Source organism: Pedobacter sp. AC402, from assembly GCF_979252805.1.
This window is the reverse complement of the sequence record NZ_CEEDAI010000009.1, coordinates 399,513-417,187: the sequence shown is the minus strand read 5'-3', so window position 1 is coordinate 417,187 and position 17,675 is coordinate 399,513. Positions and strand designations below refer to the sequence as shown.

Sequence of the window (17,675 nt, the reverse complement as noted above, 5' to 3'; positions counted from 1 at the left end):
TAACTATGCATACAATTGTTCAGGTAGATCAGTACATCATTAACTCGGCAGAATTTGCGATTCCAATTTTGGATCATTTAAGAAACCTTGTACATAAAGCCGATGCCCGGATTGAAGAAAAAATTAAGTGGGGGATGCCCTTTTTCGATTTCAAGGGAACGGTTTGCCATATGGCATCTTTTAAAAATCATTGTGCCTTTGGCTTTTGGAAAGGATCATTGATGCAAGATGAATATGGTATTTTTAAAGAACGTTCTAATGCAATGGGCTTGCTTGGTAAAATAACTTCTTTTAGTGATTTACCTCCCGATGAAATTCTTATTGCTTATATCCAGCAGGCAATTCAATTAAATGAGGAAAATATTAAACTGCCACCAAAACCAAAATATACAGAGAAAAAAGAACTCATTTTGCCAGATTATTTTATAGAGGCCTTAAATGAAGCACCCCAGGCAATGGCTGTGTTCCAGAATTTTAGTTTATCCAATAAAAAAGATTATATATTATGGCTGGAAGAGGCTAAAACCGAAGCAACCAGATTAAAAAGATTGGATACCACATTAGAATGGCTTGCCGAAGGAAAAACGAGGATGTGGAAGTATAAGAAATAACTAAAGAATACTCACAATTTTCATAAAACGGGCTTTATAATGACCATCCAGATCGGTAATTGTTACCTGGTGTGCTTTGCCCGACGATGCGTGGATAAATTTAATCCCGTTCTCATCAATTGAATAAACAATGCCAACATGGCCAATTCTTCTTACTCTCGAATTACTTCCTGTAAAAATTAACACATCGCCTACTTTTGCATTTTCCAAGCTCGTTTCTTTGCCTGCATAGCTAAATTCGCGCGATGAGCGTGGCACTTTGAACCCGAAATTGCTAAAAACATAACTAACAAAGCCAGAACAATCAAAGCCAACCTTTGGGTTGCTGGTGGCATAACGATAGGGAATTCCCAGCATGCTTTTGGCAAAATCGATAAGTGATGTTGAGTTTGTTGTAGAATTGTTTTCGGTAACGGTTACCTCTTTAGGAAGGGTGGCAACAAGTTTCTTTACCAACTCCTGGTACTGTGCGGGTAAGATTGTTTGGGCTTTTCCTGCCGTAGCAGACAAAATGAAAAACAAAATCGGGACTATTATTTTCTTCATATGTTGGAACCAAAGATATAAAAAATATCTAAAGTCGGTTAAAATGTTGAAAACGAGTTAAAACAAAAAAGTCTGGGATTTGTTACCCAGACTCTCATTTAAAATATTTGAATTCGATTAAATACTTGGAAACATCGTTTGTGCTTTATCTCCGATTATCGGAAGAGGCTTCTGCTCGCCATTATTTGCACTTATTGCACCTAAAATAATGAAAATAATATACGCAATATAGATCGCATAGCTTAGGTAACCAAAAATTGCCGTTGGAATAATCATAATAATTATGGTTACAGCCACATTAAGTACAATTATGCCTAAATGAAGCAATAAAGATTGTCTTAAATGATAACTAGATAATGGCGTTTTATTGTCTTTATACATACCAAAGTATGATATTAGCCAACCAATAAGGAAGATGTAGCTAACTACTGCTGCATTTTTTCCGTTATCGACAGTTTTAAAAGGGGAGTTTGTTTCCATAGATTTTTTTAGTTTTCCGTTTAGGCTTGTAAATTACTAAAAAATATGAATATTAAGGCGTAGTAACCGCTACCGGCAAAATCTTTCCATTGAAAAACTTATGTCCTGTTTTTGCAAAATCAGCTACATATTTTCCCATTTCAAAGGCCATAACCGGACTTTGATATCCCGGAAAAGCAGCTTCGAGCATCTCAGTTTGTGCCGATCCCAATGCCAAACAGTTAATTTTGATTCCGGTTTCGGCCAATTCAAATGCCAAACATTCAGTTAAAGTGTGCAAGGCTGCTTTACTTGCAGAGTAGGCAGCAAGACCAGGGAATTTTACGCTCCCCTGAAAACCGCCCATACTGCCAATATTTACAATATGGCTTCCATTTTGCAATAGGGGTAAAACACTCTGAATCATTTTGAAATGTGAAATTACATTACTTTGGAGCATTACACCCAAATCAACTTCTGTAGTTTCTAAAAATGCTTTGTTAATCAATGCACCAGCGTTATTAATCAAAATATCAACTGTTCCTAAACGCTCTTTTAAAAATGGCAATAAGGCTGCATAATCATCATTCACAATATCAAACTCTACTGGCAAAAGGGTGCAGTCAGGATTAATGCCCTTAGCTATTTCCAACAATTTACGTAGCTTATCAGCCGAACGGGCAATAGCAACTATTTTATTTTCTTTCTGTAAGCTAAATTCTAAAGCAGTTTCGAACCCAATTCCACTACTAGCACCTGTAATTATAATGTTCATTAAAATTTTAATTTGTTGTAAAGTTAAAAGATTGGAATGTTTTAGCCTAAGATAATTCTAGCTTGAAAGAAAATTCATAATATTTGAGCAATGTTTCGTTATGCTGAACGGAATCTTCAGAATCAGCAACTATTTTGAATAATACCATGAAATAATTTAGGTTTACGACCGCTTTTTAAGCCTCATTATAGTTTTTGTTTGAAGAGCATTGTTGGATAAGCAATTAATTCTCTATTCCATTCTCAATGTACTCAATCGTCAACAAGCAATTGGCTCACCGGATTTTTAATCACATGCAAGCCATCACTGATGAGTTTGGAATGGTCTAACTCCCTGCCCGCTTTAATTTCTAAATATACCTGAACTTCTTTTTCAAGTTGGTGGAAAATCTTTTTATGGTAAACAATCTCCAAAATTTCTAATGCACAAAGCCAATCTTGCCTGTGGCCGGTTTTTAATTCCGCGAAAATTTCAGAAAGCATATCCAGGTTTTCTCCACTTTCCCTAATCTCCCTTACTTTTTGGTATAAAGCATGTAGCTTTGTTGTTTTATCATCGTAGGCAATTTGATGGGTTTTCTCCCCACTGATTAAAGTAATTTCTTCATAGGCATCTTTATCAGCCGCGCCATTAAAAACCGAGATAATTTTCTCGCCTACTGCCATATCATAAATGCCCCACTCGGGTTTAAACAAAATATTTCCGTTGCTTTCTGTAACAGTACAATCTTTAAAAGCAATTAAAATCAATTTATTTTCTTTAAATAAAATATCTTTTGTAAGCCCAACCACTTTAATGCCACTCTCAAACAAAAGTTCGGCCTTTTCACCTAAAATAATACCTAAAGCCTGTAATTCTGCTGTGCTATTATCTTCTAAAGCCTTTGTGCTGTTTTTTAATTTACCAACCGGCGAAGAAAATCCATCGGCGTGGTAATCCTTTCCATGTGCAATTAGTTGTTTGCCATTAAAGGCCAGTGCAGATGGACCAGTTGTTTTAATAAAAGTTACTTCATCTTTTATGCCGATACCAATATCGGTAAATATACCGCTCACCTGTAAGCCCGAGCTGTAAACTGCTGTTGCTATATTTTTGCAGGCAATGGCTTTCATAATACTTTCTGTACCTCCCTTTCTAAAAGCCATGGTGTTGGCAAAAGTTTCTAAAACATCAATTAAATTGTGAAAAGTTTCAGTTACAAAAAGTTGTGGTTGTGGCTTGGTAATATCGTATGGGTAATTAATGGTATCCATGTTATACCAAAGTTTTGTTACCTCATTCTGCATGCAGGTTGCACTTTCACCTATAGAAGAAAGTAAGCCTGCACCATAAATTTTTGGGTTTTCTAATGTGCCGATCAAACCATATTCAACCGTCCACCAATGCAAGCGGCCAAGCAATGCCATTTCAGAAGGTTCGCCCATATTATCGCTAATGTAGCGGAGTTCTTTTTCTGCTTTGGCAATCTGAAATTCGTCGGCATCATTAGCTTCCTTTAAAATAGAAAGCTTTCTTATGGCTTCATAAAGTTCGAAATCTTTGGCCGAAAACATGGCTTTGGCTCCAATTGAACCAAAATAACTTAGATAACTATTATAATCGGCATCAGCAATAATAGGTGCATGGCCTGCACTTTCGTGTATAATATCGGGTGCCGGAGTATATTCGATATGGTTAATCTGGCGGATATCGGCAGCAATTACCAAAACACGGTAAGCCTGGTATTCCATAAAAGCAGCTGGTGGAATAAATCCGTCAACCGTTACAGCCCCCCAACCAATTTTACCCAAATTATCATTCATGGTTTGTAAATCAGGAATGTGCTCAATACTCAAGCCAGCCCGCTGTAAACCTTTTATATATGGGTAATAAGCAACATTTTTAAGGTAACTGTAATTCTGGCGCATTACGTAACGCCATACTGCTTGATCAACCGGCGTATATTTTGCGTAATTCTGGTCAACAATAAATTGCTTCAAATGATTGGGCAATTTTGCTACCTGCGCATTATTAAAATCATTAAAATGGCTCATGGTTATTCTTAAAATAAGTTGGTCGGCAGCTAAGTTAGCTTGTTGTTTTTATCTTAACAAGTAAGCAACAGGATTAATTAACAGGTTAAAGTAATAAAGGTTTTGGGTGTTAAATAAGAAAAATTAATGGTTAGTGAAGGGTTGATGGAATTTCATCGAAGTGGTTCTGAATGCCTTTTTGCTAAATCTTTATACTGTTCTTCAACTCCGCTACCATTTACAGGTTTAGTAAAGCGGTCTTCATTGCGAGAAGGAACGACGAAGCAATCTTTCATGTTAGTAATCTTTACAGGAAAGATTGCTTCGTCGGCTGAAAAAGCCTTCTCGCAATGACGATACGTTAAATAGTCCTCGTTTGTAACGAGGATTTTTGAGGTTCGCATTTGCAATGCGAAAATAATTCCTTTAAGCGCGATAAAATCGCTTTACTCGTACATCCTCGTTACAAACGAGGACGATGTAGTTTTCCGTGCTTTCCGTGTCTCCGTGGCAAATTGAACTGTGTAAATCTGTCGTTAAAGTGCTTCTGCTATGCTACCATTTACAGGTATTATTAAAGCGGTCGTCATTGCTGAGGTACGGAGCAATCTTTTATGCTAGTGAGCCTTGCCATAAAGATTGCTTCGTCGGCTGAAAAAGCCTTCTCGCAATGACGATACTTAAATAGTCCTCGTTACAAACGAGGACGATATAGTTCTCCGTGCTTTCTGTGTCTCCGTGGCAAAACAATGCTATTGCCAAACTGAATTACTGATTTTTCTTTTCATTTTTATCCCCGATTTTTTTTACACTAAATGTAAAATAGTGTTGATACAGGTAACTGAAAAGTGCCATTGAAACAGAAACTAATATTCTTGATAAAATAGATAAAGCGGGGTAATCTCTTAAAAGCTCCAATAAAAACTTTAGAAAAACATATGTTGCAAGAATATTGATAAACTGAAGATTTAAAAAACGGAAGAGCTGAACCCTGCCTTTTAGTTCACTGTGAGTAAATATTACATATTTATTCAGTAAAAAACTGGTTGGTATGGCAACTAAATAATCTACCAGTAGTGATGCGGTTTCTCTTTGAAGTACAATTACTCCAAAATTTACTTCCGCTGTTTTAAAAATGAAAAAGTAAGCGAAATAATAGCTTAGTATACCCAATAATAAAGTGCCACCACCTGTAGCCAAATACCTGAAATTATGTGGAGAGATATATTTTTTAAAAGGCGGGTAGAAAAAATCTATTATGACTAAAATTGCATTACGCATTGGGGTTCAAAGTTAAATTTATAAGCTCAAATGATCAAAAACGAGCTATGGCATATCATTATTACGCGCAAAGGTAATTTTTTATACAGAATATTATAGAAACAAAAAATGCCTCCAATTTTGGAGACATTTTAATACCGTTACCCGTTAGTGGCTTTATGCGGCGGATCTGCATGCACCATACCTTCCATTGCTTGGTCTAAATTTAAATCCAAACCTTTTGCAATTGCCAGGCCTAAACTCATATCTGCTCTAAACCAATGGCAAAGCTGTCGGTTTACAATTTCATCCTTTTTAACACCATTTATGCCACCCATTGCACTTACAATATTTGCAATGGTATTTTTTCTGGCTTCGGGATCCATTAAACGGAATAAGTTGCCTGGTTGCGTATAATGATCGTTTTCACCTTCAGCATTTCTATTGTAACTATCGGCCAATAAAGATTCTAAAGGCCAGGCGGGTTGTTTATAACTTTCATCAACCACAATATCATCAAAACTGTTTGGAAAATAATTTGGGTTCGATCCACCGTTACCATTAACTGCCATTAAACCATCGCGCTGGTAATTATTGGTCATAAACGGACATCGGTTAACCGGAATTTGTTCGTAATTGCCACCCAAACGGTAACGTTGTGCATCCGGATAAGATAAAATCCTTCCTTGCAACATTTTATCCGGCGAGTAATAAATGCCATCCACTACGTGTGCAGGAGCAAAGGCGGCTTGCTCTACGTGCGCAAAATAATTGTCAGGATTTTCGTTCAATTCCAATTCACCCACTTCAATTAATGGATAATCGCGGTGTGGCCAAACTTTGGTTAAATCGAATGGATTAATGTGGTAAGTTTTGGCTTCATCAAAAGGCATAATCTGCACTTTAAGTGTCCATTTCGGAAACTCACCTCTTTCTATGGCTTCAAACAGATCGCGTTGTGAATGGTCGGGATCCTGAGATTTCATGTCAACAGCTTCGTTGTTGGTAAAGTTTTGGATACCCTGTTTAGTTTTAAAGTGAAACTTTACATAAAAACGCTCGTGTTTATTGTTGTAAAAAGAGAAGGTGTGACTGCCGAAACCATCCATATGGCGGTAAGAAAATGGTGTTCCCCTATCGCTCATTAAAATTAATACCTGGTGTAAGCTTTCAGGATTCAAACTCCAAAAATCCCACATCATGGTCGGGCTTTTCATATTTGTTTGCGGATCGCGTTTTTGGGTGTGGATAAAATCGCCAAATTTTTTCGGATCTTTCACAAAGAAAACGGGCGTATTGTTACCAACCAAATCCCAGTTTCCATCTTCAGTATAAAACTTAAGCGCAAAGCCACGCGGATCGCGTTCACTATCAGCCGAACCTTTTTCGCCGCCAACAGTAGAAAAACGTAAGAAAGTACGGGTTTGCTTCCCAATTTCGGAGAAAAGTTTGGCCTTTGTATATTTTGTAATGTCGTGGGTAACAGTAAAAGTTCCATAAGCACCAGATCCTTTTGCATGTACCACCCGTTCAGGTATCCGCTCACGGTTAAAATGAGCCATTTTTTCGTGTAAAATGAAATCCTGAATCAGAATCGGGCCACGTGGACCAACCGTCATGCTATCTTCGTTATTTGCGTATGGAATGCCCGATGCACTTGTTAGCTTTTTCTTTTCGCTCATCGTTTAGGGTTTGTAATCTGATATAAAAATGGAGTAATTTTCGCAGGCAAATAAATAGTTTTTTTCTATTTTGACATAGAGAAAATTGATGCATTTATAAAAAATGCAACAGATAAATCTACTATAATTTATTGGTTATTAGTGTAAAATGTAGGTTGCGCAACAAAATCGATTACTGCACACCAGGAGTAAGAAGGATGCGGCTGAATGCTTACGCCGACCGTATTGAGTTTGTATTTCTGATCCAATAGGTTAAAGCGGTGACCAAGAGATGGTACGCCACAATCCAACAACAAATGGCATACAATATCTAAACTGTTCGAATAACCAAAATCGATATTTTCGCTCATGGCTTTATTAGGAAAATATTTAGATAAACGCTTCGAAAATTTATCGCCATTGCTACTTTCATGTGTATCGAGGTTATTTCTGTCTAAATCCTGGGCATGGTTGCGGCTTAACGAGGTAAGTTTATCATCAGGATAAAACATCTGCAAATTTTTGATGCCCTGTAAATGTTTCAATAAAGAGGTATAGTAAGAGTTGTTTCGTGTAATTTTAAGTTCATTGTAGTTTCTATATTGCCGAACTTTGGCATTGTAGTTATTAATGTAATCTTCTAAAAAAGTATAATAAAACTTTTCTCCATCAATTCGGATGAGATTCATGTACATCACTATGTTTTTTTCTTCGTTGCTTAAGTAAGCTGCATTTGCTGCGGTATTTGCTTTACGAAATTCGGCATCTGTCCACTTTTGGGCATTGGCATGGCCTATAATAAGGAATACAAAAAGTGCTGGTAGCAGTATTTTAAACATGGGATGATTTTCATGGATAACGCCGTTTGATGCTGATTATTTTCTGTTTAATGAATTTTAGTTGGCGTTATGTCTGGGTAGGGCGTTTATTATTCAATTAGGCAAAAAAATAACCACAAATACACCAAAATACCAAGCTATTAACTTTGGTGCCTTAGTGCATTCGTGGTCAAAAACTAAGTTTATGATTATAAAAACATACCGCCTGAAGCTTCAATGCGTTGGGCATTGATCCATCTTGCATCTTCAGTACATAAGAATGCTATTACGCCACCAATATCATCTGGCAAGCCTACACGGCCTAAAGCGGTATTAGCAGCAATTCCTGCATTTACCTGGTCATTGTCGCGTACAACACCACCGCCAAAATCGGTTTCAATAGCTCCTGGAGCAATAATATTCGATCTGATTCCTCTTGCGCCTAATTCTTTTGCCTGGTATTTGGTTAATGTTTCCATTGCACCCTTCATAGCTGCATAGGCCGCATAACCCGGAGTAGCAAAACGTGCCAAGCCGCTTGAAACGTTAATAATCCCACTTCCATCATTTAATAAGGCCAGGGCTTTTTGCGTTAAAAAGAAAGCACCTTTATAATGGATATTTACCAAAGTATCAAATTGTTCTTCGGTGGTTTCGGCAAAAGAAGCGTGGATGCCGACGCCTGCATTGTTTATTAAAAAGTCGAATTTTTCTGCATTAAAAACATTTTTTAATACGTTTTTAACTTCAGCGAAAAAAGCATCAAAAGTAGTGCTGTCGGCTACATTTAACTGTAAAGCAGCTGCATTAACGCCGAATTCTTTAATCTCTTTTACGGTTTGTTCTGCCTCTTCCTTTTTGGATTGATAGGTTATAATTACATCTATCCCTTTAGAAGCGATTTTTAAGGCTGCATTTTTTCCTAATCCGCGACTACCGCCGGTTACCAGGGCAATTTTATTTTGTGTTTCCATTTTCTTTTAATTTGTTAAACAAAATTAGATGGAAATTTGCTGTAAAAATGGTGATAGCTTAAGTAAAAATGGTGAGTGCTTAAGTTTTATATGGTGATAATTTCCTTTTTTGTTGCCAAAGATTCAAAATAAGCCTCCCTATACTGTTTTGGGGTTTGGCCTGCAAAGTGTTTAAAAAACTTGGTAAAGTTGGATGGATCGTAAGTTAATATCCGCGCAATTTCGGCAATGGGCATACTTACATTTTGCAACATCGATTTTGAAATTTCCATTAATCGCTCTTCGAAAAAGAAACATGGCGAATGGCCTGTAGCGGCTTTAATGGTGTTGCTTAGGTGAGTTGGATGTACATGGATTAAATCGGCAAAATCCCTTACTTCAAACATTTCAGTTGCGCGGCCAGATACAATATCGTCGAGATGTTTATCTAATTCTTTTAAATAATCTGCCGCAATTTCATGTCGACGGGCAAAAAACTTCTGTGGAATATTCATATAAATGATTTTGATCGCTAAACAAATATACCATTCGGTAAAATGAATAAGAAATTACACACTGGGCATTTGCCTTTTGTGACTGAAGGATTACGGCTACTAATTTCCATTATAACAAAAGAGGATGCATTATAAAACTATTTCTCTTTAAATTATTATGTCATGTTGGGCTTGTCGAAACACTTTAAGGGTATTTAAATAGGCTTCGACAAGCTCATGATCACAAATCTTTAATGATAATGCTGCCCTTCTCATTTAAGAAAATTAACTCTTATTTTTTGCTATAGGGCATGTCAAAGGTACCGTCAGTAACAGTTACCGATGTATTGATTGTAGAATTTTCATTGGGTGCCTTAAATGAAAACGTTCCTTTAAGTTTGCCGCCAGCTTCACTCGTAATTACTAACGAGCCACTTGTTGCCGTAAATGAACCTGTAGGACTTTGATCTTTCATATATGTTGCAGATCCATCCGTTGAAAAATCGTAAGTGCCTACACCTTTATAACCTAATACGCCAAGAATCATACGTTTATCACCATTTATGGTTACAATAGTAAGGAAGTTGCCAATAATGGGAGCATTGGTTGATGTTGCTTCTCCGGTAAATCCAATTGTGGTACCATCTACCTTTGCACTTAAATTATTAGTGCTATTGTTGGTTTCAGGGAGTTTAACCGGAACCAAACTGATATTAAACTGTCCTTCGGTAATGGTTTTAACTGTTAAAGTAGATACATTTTCACCTTTAAATTCAAAAGTGCCTTTAATGTATTTATCCGCTAAATAACTGGTTATTTTAATTGTTCCAGCACTACCTCCGATGTAAGCATCCTGAGCGAAGGATGTACCGGTAAGATAACTAGCTAAATTGTTATCGGATAAACTGTAAGTGCCTACGCCTTTAAAATCGCTGATTATTAATGTAAATGCAGTAGAGCCTTTAAAACCCGAAATTTGTGCGCTTATTTTTCCGCCAGCATCATAAACCTGGGCCGTAGTTATGGTACATTGCAACAAAGTACCATCAACTTTTGCGCTCATGGTTGATGTAACCCAATCTTGATGATAATCGATTTCTTTTTTGCAGGATGATGTAATTAATAGGCATACGAATGCCAATAGGGATAGTTTGAAAGGTAATTTCACGAGTGTTAATTTGTTATGGTTAATTTAAAGGCTAAGATAAAGAAAACTGATGCAATTTTTGAACAAATCTTTCTCGTTGGTACCAATCGTTATAAACCAGTTCAATTTTATTTATTTCAAAGGTGCGGAAATCAATATTCCATGAGTTTTTATCAGACTAGCAACGCACTTTATTTTTTAGTTCTATTTGAAACGGATTACGTTCGGCTAAAATCCATATGTGTTACACAAAAAAAGTCGCAGGTTTAAACCTGCGACCTCGTAAAATTTTCGTCATCTACTTAAACGCAGTGGAGAGATCTATCTTTACCTCTCTCGGCTTCGTTGCTCTTCGCGCGAGATGACAGATTATACTTTTATGCCAACAAAGTTTTCCAGCTTACTGCCGAACCTATAATGTTCCCTAAATCTGCGATGGCTACACGTTCTTGATCCATGCTATCGCGGTGACGGATGGTAACGGTATTGTCTTCTAAACTTTGATGATCAATCGTAATACAGAAAGGAGTTCCTACCGCATCCTGACGGCGATATCGCTTACCAATGGCATCTTTTTCTTCGTAAATGCAGTTGAAATCAAACTTAAGCGTATCCATAATTTCGCGTGCTTTTTCAGGTAAGCCATCTTTTTTCGTTAATGGAAAAACAGCTACTTTATAAGGCGCTAAAGCAGGATGTAAACGTAATAATGTACGGCTATCCTGTTTATCATCGGTGCTTAAATCCTGTTCTTCAAAAGCATTGATCATGGTTAAGAGGAACATGCGGTCTAAACCGATTGAAGTTTCGATTACATAAGGAACGTAATTACCATAAGGTTTACCTTCTTCATTTAAATCGTTATCGAAATACTGCATTTTTTTACCCGAAAATTCCTGGTGTTGCGTTAAATCGAAATCAGTGCGGCTATGGATCCCTTCAACCTCTTTAAATCCGAATGGGAATTCGAATTCGATATCAGTTGCAGCATTGGCATAGTGCGCCAGTTTAACGTGATCGTGGTAACGGTATTTTTCAGGAGCAGTACCCAAAGCGCTGTGCCATTTTAAACGGGCATCTTTCCAGTATTCAAACCATTTTTTATCTTCACCTGGGCGAACAAAAAATTGCATTTCCATCTGCTCAAATTCGCGCATACGCATAATGAACTGACGTGCAATTACTTCATTTCTGAAAGCTTTACCAATTTGCGCTATACCGAAAGGAATTTTCATCCTGCCAGATTTTTGAACATTTAAAAAATTAACAAAAATACCCTGCGCTGTTTCCGGACGAAGATAAACTTCATCACTTCCTTCTGCCATAGCACCAAATTGCGTGCTAAACATTAGGTTAAACTGCCGTACATCTGTCCAGTTTGAGGTTTTAGAAATCGGGCAGATTACTTTATAACCAACAATTAAATCTTTTAACTGTGCCAGGTTTTCTGATTTAAGTGCCAGGTTCATTTCCACCTCAAGTGCTAAACCTTTTTTAACAAATCTCCAGCTTGTTTCATCAACAAAAGGATATTTCTCATGGTCTAAAATGGTAGCCTCATCTTTAAAACTTGGAATCCATGCTGCCTGTCCTTCATCACTTAATCCTAATATTTCTTGCTGAAACTCCTCAAATTTAGCTTTGTTTTCTGCACTGAAACTGGCCAATTCTGAATATAGTTCATCAATTTTATTTTCTAATAACTGATCGGCACGGTAACGTTTCTTAGAATCTTTATTGTCGATCATGGGATCGTTAAAACCATCAACGTGTCCGCTGGCTTTCCAAACTTTAGGATGCATAAAAATTGCAGAATCAATTCCTACAATGTTTTCGTGCATTTGCACCATGGCTTTCCACCAGTAAGTTTTAATGTTGTTTTTTAACTCGGCACCCAATTGGCCGTAATCATAAACAGCGCTTAAGCCATCATATATTTCGCTGCTCTGAAATACAAAACCGTATTCTTTAGCGTGTGATATTACATTTTTAAATTGTTCGTCGTTATTCTTTTGAGCCATAATGCAGCAAAGATAATAAAAAGGTGCAGGGTTTAAAGGTAAAGGACTTAAGGTTTTTGATCAGTCGCAAAGTAACCTTAGGGTTTAAAGAAATGTTGTAGATCACGAGAAGACTTTTTCAGCCGACAGCCTCGCCTGGCTTTTAATATTAGCGGTCTTTTGTGATAGCAAACCTTGTTGTATAAATGCTTACTCCAATAAAAATTAGGCTCCAAAAAGAATATTTCCCCACAAAAAAAACGGTGCAACACAAGGCTACACCGATTTAAGAGGTTAATGATTAATGGTTTCTATTAAATGCTAATGTCCCTTTCCTCCTCAACATTTATTACGCCATCGATTTTTTTGATATCTGCAATTTTTTGTTCGCCGGGAACAATAACAATTACACCTATCGCATCCAGGGCTTCTATATCAGCAATGCCCGTTTTGCGCAGTTCTTTAGCCACTTGTTCCATTGCACCATGCTCTACAGATATTAACCACTTCGTTTTCATCGTATAATTTTTTCAATTGGACCAATTGGATCGAAAGGGAATTTTGGATGAATCAAAATCGGAGTTTTATCAATTGGGAATTTGATTAATCTTGTTTTTGTAGGTGCCTGTACCAATCCTGCACCAACATCTCTGCCAGGTAAAGGTAATGCTTTTGCGGTTGAAGTTAATTTACGCCAAAGGTTTATGCCCCTTAAGCCGGTAGCTGTGCCCACAGCGCTGCAATACCAGCAACATGTGGTGTAGCCATACTGGTACCGTTCCAGCTTGCATATTTAGTTGGTAATTTTGTAGAAGAGTATACATTTACGCCCGGAGCAGCAATATCTACCGCACCATAAGTTGGGTATAGGCCTCCGTTAGAGAAACTTGCAACATTCATATTTACATCTACCGCACCCACAGCCATAATAGATGGGCAGTTTGCAGGGTGCATTACCTGTTTTACAATCCCTGGTCGGGCCGAATCATTTCCTGCCGCGGCAATAATTAAAGTTCCCTGGGCCAGTGCGCGTGCTGCGGCAGTTTCGAATACAGCCGAATAGCCGGTTCCGTTTACCAAACCTCTTAACGACATGCTCACCACATCACAACGGTTAGCAATTGCCCAGTTAATACCTGCAAGAATGCCCCCATCACCACCAGAACCACCATTGCTTAAAACTTTACCAATGTAAATGCTTGCTGCATAGGCTATTCCATATCTTTCTGTTGCTGATGGAGAACTTGCCGGACCGCAAGATGTACCAGTACAGTGGGTGCCATGGCCATGACCATCTTGTGTGCTTTCGCCACTGATGAAACTTTGATGAACAATTGGGCGGCCAGCAAAATCTGGATGGTTAAAATCGAAACCAGTATCCAATATTGCTAGTTTAATGCCTGCTCCATTGTATGGATTGTACCTTAAAAAGGTGCTTGGTACAACATTGGTAGCTTTTAATCCCCAGGTGGCACCAACTGATTCTACCTCTGAATCCTGCTCTTCAAAATTAAAATTCTCTGTTTCTGTACCAACCAGCATATTGGTCATCTGGTTTACCGCATCACGATAGCCTTCCACATAATTTTGGGTGCTTTCATCAAGCATACCGATGGCATAAACTACCCGTTCCTTTTCAACGATCATTTCGCTATCGCCTAAACTGCTGATGGAATTTTCTGCCTTGGGTTTTTCATTTACGATAGCAATGCCCAATTTATCCAACACAATACCATCAGTTTTATCAAGATCTTTGTCGGTAAAAAATTCGTTTTCAAATTCTAAAGAGCTTTTTAGGTTAAGCCCGCTGATGGTGTTGATCTGGCTGATCGAATCTGCTGTGTTCGAACCTTCTGGTAAAAGTACAAGGTATCTGCCGGTGTACTCTACTTTTTCTTCTTTTTTTAATGTTTTTGACATGGTTTTTAGGTTGTAAGTTTTGCCTACTCTATTCCGGATTTTCGGCTTCTTCCGGTTCGTGTTAAACACTTCCCAAAATTGTTAGAATAGTGGCAGAATAACCTTAGGTAAATCACTAGAAATCAGTAGTGATGGCAACAAAATAAAAAGCAGTAAAAACAGCAATAAAATATGGGGAAAACCCCATCAGTTATCCATAAAAGTTTTAGCACATTTGAGAATAAAAGTTAACTTTAATTAAAACTCAAAAATTATGGAAATGCAAAATTTACCGGTTTATGCCATTGTTTTTTTATGTGGTGCTTTAGTGCTATACCTGTTTCAAAAATTGATCAGCGTAATAGATAAAAGCGAAAGAAAATATCCCAACACCATGGATCCCAAAATTATCCATCACATGGTTGATAACTATCGAACTAACCACCTGGATGCCATTAATAAAACTTTGGGATTGGATGATGCACATTCGGTATCTTTTGATTTGAAAACACTCAAAAAATTTATTACAGATATTGAATACCAAACCAAAAAAAGGAATTCCAGTATTGGAATTGCTGCACTTGGCATCCGTTTTTATTACGCGGCTTACCCTAAAGAAGGTGAATGGGAAAATATGGCCAATGAAAAAGCAATAGGAAAGGATTATGCCCAGAAACATACGCTAATCATGATCCCTACTTTAAAAAAGAAAATCAGCCAGGGAAGCAACCTTGATTATGACTTTAATCCTTTGGATGAAACAACATTTATAATAAAGGAACGCGAAAACGATCGCCCGGTAACCTTGATGGCGATGAGTTCTGATGCTGGCGATACCCAATCGCGCCAGGTTATGGCACAAAATCACGGCCAAACCATTCCACCTGCAGATTCAGGAGTAGAGTCTTATTAATATTTTGATAATGAATAACTTTCAGCAATTTTTAAGCGATAGTTTTCTTTGGGTTGAGGGAGCGGCGGCACTCATTTCCTTATTATATTTAAAAAGATTAAAAAGTGAGTATTGGAGATATTTTATTTATTACCTAATCATCGTTTTTATTTGTGAAGTTATTGGCAAATGGGGAGGGGAATACATCAGCTTTTCAAAAACAAAATATTATAATTATTTCGTTATCCCTTTCCAGTTTGTATTTTTTTACTGGCTTTATGCCTTAAAATCATTCAACAATAAAAAGCTTTTTTGGGTTATAGCTTCCGTCTATGTTGTCTCCTTTATACTCAGCAGGCTTTTCTTTAAAGAAAGTAAAGTTTACTTTTCATTTAGTTATACCATGGGCTGTTTGTTGCTGATGTTTTTAGTAATTAAAGAATATTATAATCAGGTTAACTCAGCTAATATTCTGCACTTCAATAAAAATAGAATGTTCTATATTAATTTGGGGGTTACCTTATTTTACATCGGAACATTGCCTTTCTTCACTTTTTATTCACTTTTAAGGGCATATATTCAGATCTGGACTGTTTATTTCGATTATTTCCTCATTTCAGGAATTGTTATGTATGCACTATTCTCAATTTCATTTATATGGGGAAAACAGAACTCTTAATTACAATTATCCTTTTCAATCTGTTTTTTGTGCTTTTTGTAGTGGCCATACTGGTGTATATCAAAAAATATAAAGAACGGAAAAGAGAGTTTCTGAATGAGATCCAAATCAGTAACGAAATACACCAAAAAGAACTTTTAACAACCCAATTGGAAATACAACAGGCTACTATGCAGCAGATTGGCCGAGAACTACACGATAATATCGGCCAAAAATTAACACTGGTAAGTTTGTATACCCAACAGCTTGTGCACGAAAATAAGGTGCCACAAGCAAGTAAAAGAATAGAACAGATTTATCAGATCATTAATTCATCGTTGCAAGATTTGAGGAGTTTGTCGAAAAATTTAACCGACGATAATATAAGTGAAAATGAAATTGTAACTTTAATACAGGAAGAAGTAAACAACATCAATGCTTTAAGAAAATGCAAGGTAATTTTTGAACACAATGCGGATGGGATTTTCCTGGAATTTGTGAAAAAAAACGTCCTGCTGCGCATTACTCAGGAATTTCTTCAAAACAGTTTAAAGCATGCCAATTGCAACAAGATCAAGATCAAACTTTATTCGTCTGCCGAGATATTTTTAACCTTAAGCATTCAGGATGACGGGGAAGGTTTCGATTTTAGTAAATTAACTTCTGACGGAATTGGACTAAAAAACATGAAAAAAAGAGCCGAAATAATAGGAGGGAAGTTCAATTTGGAAAGTAAACCAGGTTTCGGCACAACACTTACTGTTATTTTAAATGGCCCTTCATGAAAAAAACTGTAGTTATTGTTGATGATCATATGCTGATAGCAAAGGCGCTACAAGGTATTATTGATAATTTTTCGGCTTTCGAGGTAATTTATGTCTGTGAAAATGGGAAAGAACTGATTCAAAACTTCGAAAACAAGAATAAAATCCCTGATATTGTACTTTTAGATATCAGTATGCCCATTATGGATGGATTTGAAACGGTTAGCTGGTTAACCGCACACTTTCCGGAGGTAAAGGTAATGGCACTAAGCATGCAAGGGGAAGAAAAAAGCGTTATTAAGATGGTGAGCAATGGAGCCAAAGCTTATCTGTTAAAAAACGCACATCCGATAGAGCTTGAAAATGCACTTACGAAATTAAATGCCAACGGTTTTTTCTATCCCGACTGGGCTTCAAAAATCATTTTTTCCAGCCTTAATAAAAGCAAGGATGTTGAAATTAAAATTTCAGACCGCGAGAAAGAATTTCTTAAGTATACCGTTACCGAGCTTAATTATAAAGAAATTGCTGATAAAATGTTCTGTAGTCCACGCACTGTAGAAAGTTACCGCGATCAGCTTTGCGAAAAACTCGAACTTAAAACACGTGTAGGATTGGCTGTTTTTGCTATCAAAAATGGATTTGCCTGAGGAATATTTTTTTAACTGAATAAAGGAGTTAACCTCGCAACATGCCAAAAATTAAGCGAAAAACCAATCTCAATAC

19 protein-coding genes are annotated in these 17,675 nt (G+C 37.1%); 5 read left to right on the top strand and 14 right to left on the bottom strand.

All coding sequences use genetic code 11. From position 1 onward, the window contains the following. Positions 1–5: 5 nt before the first annotated feature. Positions 6–611 carry a YdeI/OmpD-associated family protein gene (locus AC0IWE_RS12500; protein ID WP_471793317.1) on the top strand — a complete coding sequence of 202 codons (606 nt, stop codon included), beginning with the start codon at positions 6–8 and terminating at the stop codon, positions 609–611. Here AC0IWE_RS12500 and AC0IWE_RS12495 read toward each other — a convergent pair whose 3' ends face one another. From AC0IWE_RS12495 to AC0IWE_RS12430, 14 genes are all read right to left on the bottom strand, one after another. Continuing rightward, positions 612–1,157, bottom strand: a complete 546-nt coding sequence (locus AC0IWE_RS12495) for a C40 family peptidase (protein WP_463493151.1) — start codon at positions 1,155–1,157, stop codon at positions 612–614. A 117-nt stretch (positions 1,158–1,274) separates the two neighbouring features. Continuing rightward, the gene (locus AC0IWE_RS12490; protein WP_463493152.1) at positions 1,275–1,637 is read right to left on the bottom strand and encodes a magnetosome magnetite crystal formation protein family; all 363 of its coding nucleotides are present in this window, start codon (positions 1,635–1,637) and stop codon (positions 1,275–1,277) included. A gap of 52 nt (positions 1,638–1,689) precedes the next feature. Further along, positions 1,690–2,391 (bottom strand): SDR family oxidoreductase, encoded by a 702-nt coding sequence (locus AC0IWE_RS12485; RefSeq protein WP_463493153.1) that lies wholly within the window; start codon positions 2,389–2,391, stop codon positions 1,690–1,692. 251 nt (positions 2,392–2,642) lie between these two features. Beyond that, positions 2,643–4,424, bottom strand: a complete 1,782-nt coding sequence (locus AC0IWE_RS12480) for an aromatic amino acid hydroxylase (RefSeq protein ID WP_471793316.1) — start codon at positions 4,422–4,424, stop codon at positions 2,643–2,645. Positions 4,425–5,171: 747 nt separating this feature from the next. Continuing rightward, the gene (locus AC0IWE_RS12475) at positions 5,172–5,684 is read right to left on the bottom strand and encodes a GtrA family protein (protein WP_471793315.1); all 513 of its coding nucleotides are present in this window, start codon (positions 5,682–5,684) and stop codon (positions 5,172–5,174) included. A gap of 140 nt (positions 5,685–5,824) precedes the next feature. Further along, entirely contained in the window at positions 5,825–7,345 is a 1,521-nt protein-coding gene (locus AC0IWE_RS12470) for a catalase (RefSeq protein ID WP_463493155.1), read from the bottom strand. A gap of 128 nt (positions 7,346–7,473) precedes the next feature. Further along, complete coding sequence (locus AC0IWE_RS12465; RefSeq protein WP_471793314.1) at positions 7,474–8,163, bottom strand: CAP domain-containing protein; 690 nt, start codon at positions 8,161–8,163, stop codon at positions 7,474–7,476. Positions 8,164–8,351: 188 nt separating this feature from the next. Next, the gene (locus AC0IWE_RS12460) at positions 8,352–9,116 is read right to left on the bottom strand and encodes an SDR family NAD(P)-dependent oxidoreductase (RefSeq protein ID WP_471793313.1); all 765 of its coding nucleotides are present in this window, start codon (positions 9,114–9,116) and stop codon (positions 8,352–8,354) included. Positions 9,117–9,202: 86 nt separating this feature from the next. Beyond that, entirely contained in the window at positions 9,203–9,610 is a 408-nt protein-coding gene (locus AC0IWE_RS12455) for a helix-turn-helix domain-containing protein (RefSeq protein WP_055914709.1), read from the bottom strand. A gap of 271 nt (positions 9,611–9,881) precedes the next feature. Then, positions 9,882–10,757, bottom strand: a complete 876-nt coding sequence (locus tag AC0IWE_RS12450; protein WP_471793312.1) for a DUF6252 domain-containing protein — start codon at positions 10,755–10,757, stop codon at positions 9,882–9,884. Between the two features lie 356 nt (positions 10,758–11,113). Further along, the gene (locus AC0IWE_RS12445; RefSeq protein ID WP_471793311.1) at positions 11,114–12,757 is read right to left on the bottom strand and encodes a glycine--tRNA ligase; all 1,644 of its coding nucleotides are present in this window, start codon (positions 12,755–12,757) and stop codon (positions 11,114–11,116) included. 293 nt (positions 12,758–13,050) lie between these two features. Then, a complete protein-coding gene (locus tag AC0IWE_RS12440; RefSeq protein ID WP_055914702.1) occupies positions 13,051–13,254 on the bottom strand; it encodes a hypothetical protein in 204 nt (67 codons plus the stop codon). Beyond that, entirely contained in the window at positions 13,251–13,469 is a 219-nt protein-coding gene (locus AC0IWE_RS12435) for a hypothetical protein (protein WP_471793310.1), read from the bottom strand. Before AC0IWE_RS12435 ends, AC0IWE_RS12440 begins: the two co-directional genes overlap by 4 nt. Beyond that, the gene (locus AC0IWE_RS12430; protein ID WP_471793309.1) at positions 13,448–14,656 is read right to left on the bottom strand and encodes a S8 family serine peptidase; all 1,209 of its coding nucleotides are present in this window, start codon (positions 14,654–14,656) and stop codon (positions 13,448–13,450) included. Before AC0IWE_RS12430 ends, AC0IWE_RS12435 begins: the two co-directional genes overlap by 22 nt. Before the next feature lie 253 nt (positions 14,657–14,909). On the opposite strand from AC0IWE_RS12430, the gene AC0IWE_RS12425 reads away from it, so the two are divergent. Genes AC0IWE_RS12425 through AC0IWE_RS12410 form a run of 4 tightly spaced genes read left to right on the top strand, consistent with a single transcriptional unit; the run spans position 14,910 to position 17,599 of the window. Further along, a complete protein-coding gene (locus AC0IWE_RS12425) occupies positions 14,910–15,548 on the top strand; it encodes a hypothetical protein (protein WP_471793308.1) in 639 nt (212 codons plus the stop codon). A 10-nt stretch (positions 15,549–15,558) separates the two neighbouring features. Next, positions 15,559–16,206, top strand: a complete 648-nt coding sequence (locus AC0IWE_RS12420) for a hypothetical protein (RefSeq protein ID WP_471793307.1) — start codon at positions 15,559–15,561, stop codon at positions 16,204–16,206. Then, entirely contained in the window at positions 16,185–16,970 is a 786-nt protein-coding gene (locus tag AC0IWE_RS12415) for a sensor histidine kinase (RefSeq protein WP_471793306.1), read from the top strand. Before AC0IWE_RS12420 ends, AC0IWE_RS12415 begins: the two co-directional genes overlap by 22 nt. Next, a complete protein-coding gene (locus AC0IWE_RS12410) occupies positions 16,967–17,599 on the top strand; it encodes a response regulator transcription factor (RefSeq protein ID WP_055914691.1) in 633 nt (210 codons plus the stop codon). The genes AC0IWE_RS12415 and AC0IWE_RS12410 overlap by 4 nt, the downstream gene beginning before the upstream one ends. Positions 17,600–17,675: the final 76 nt, after the last annotated feature.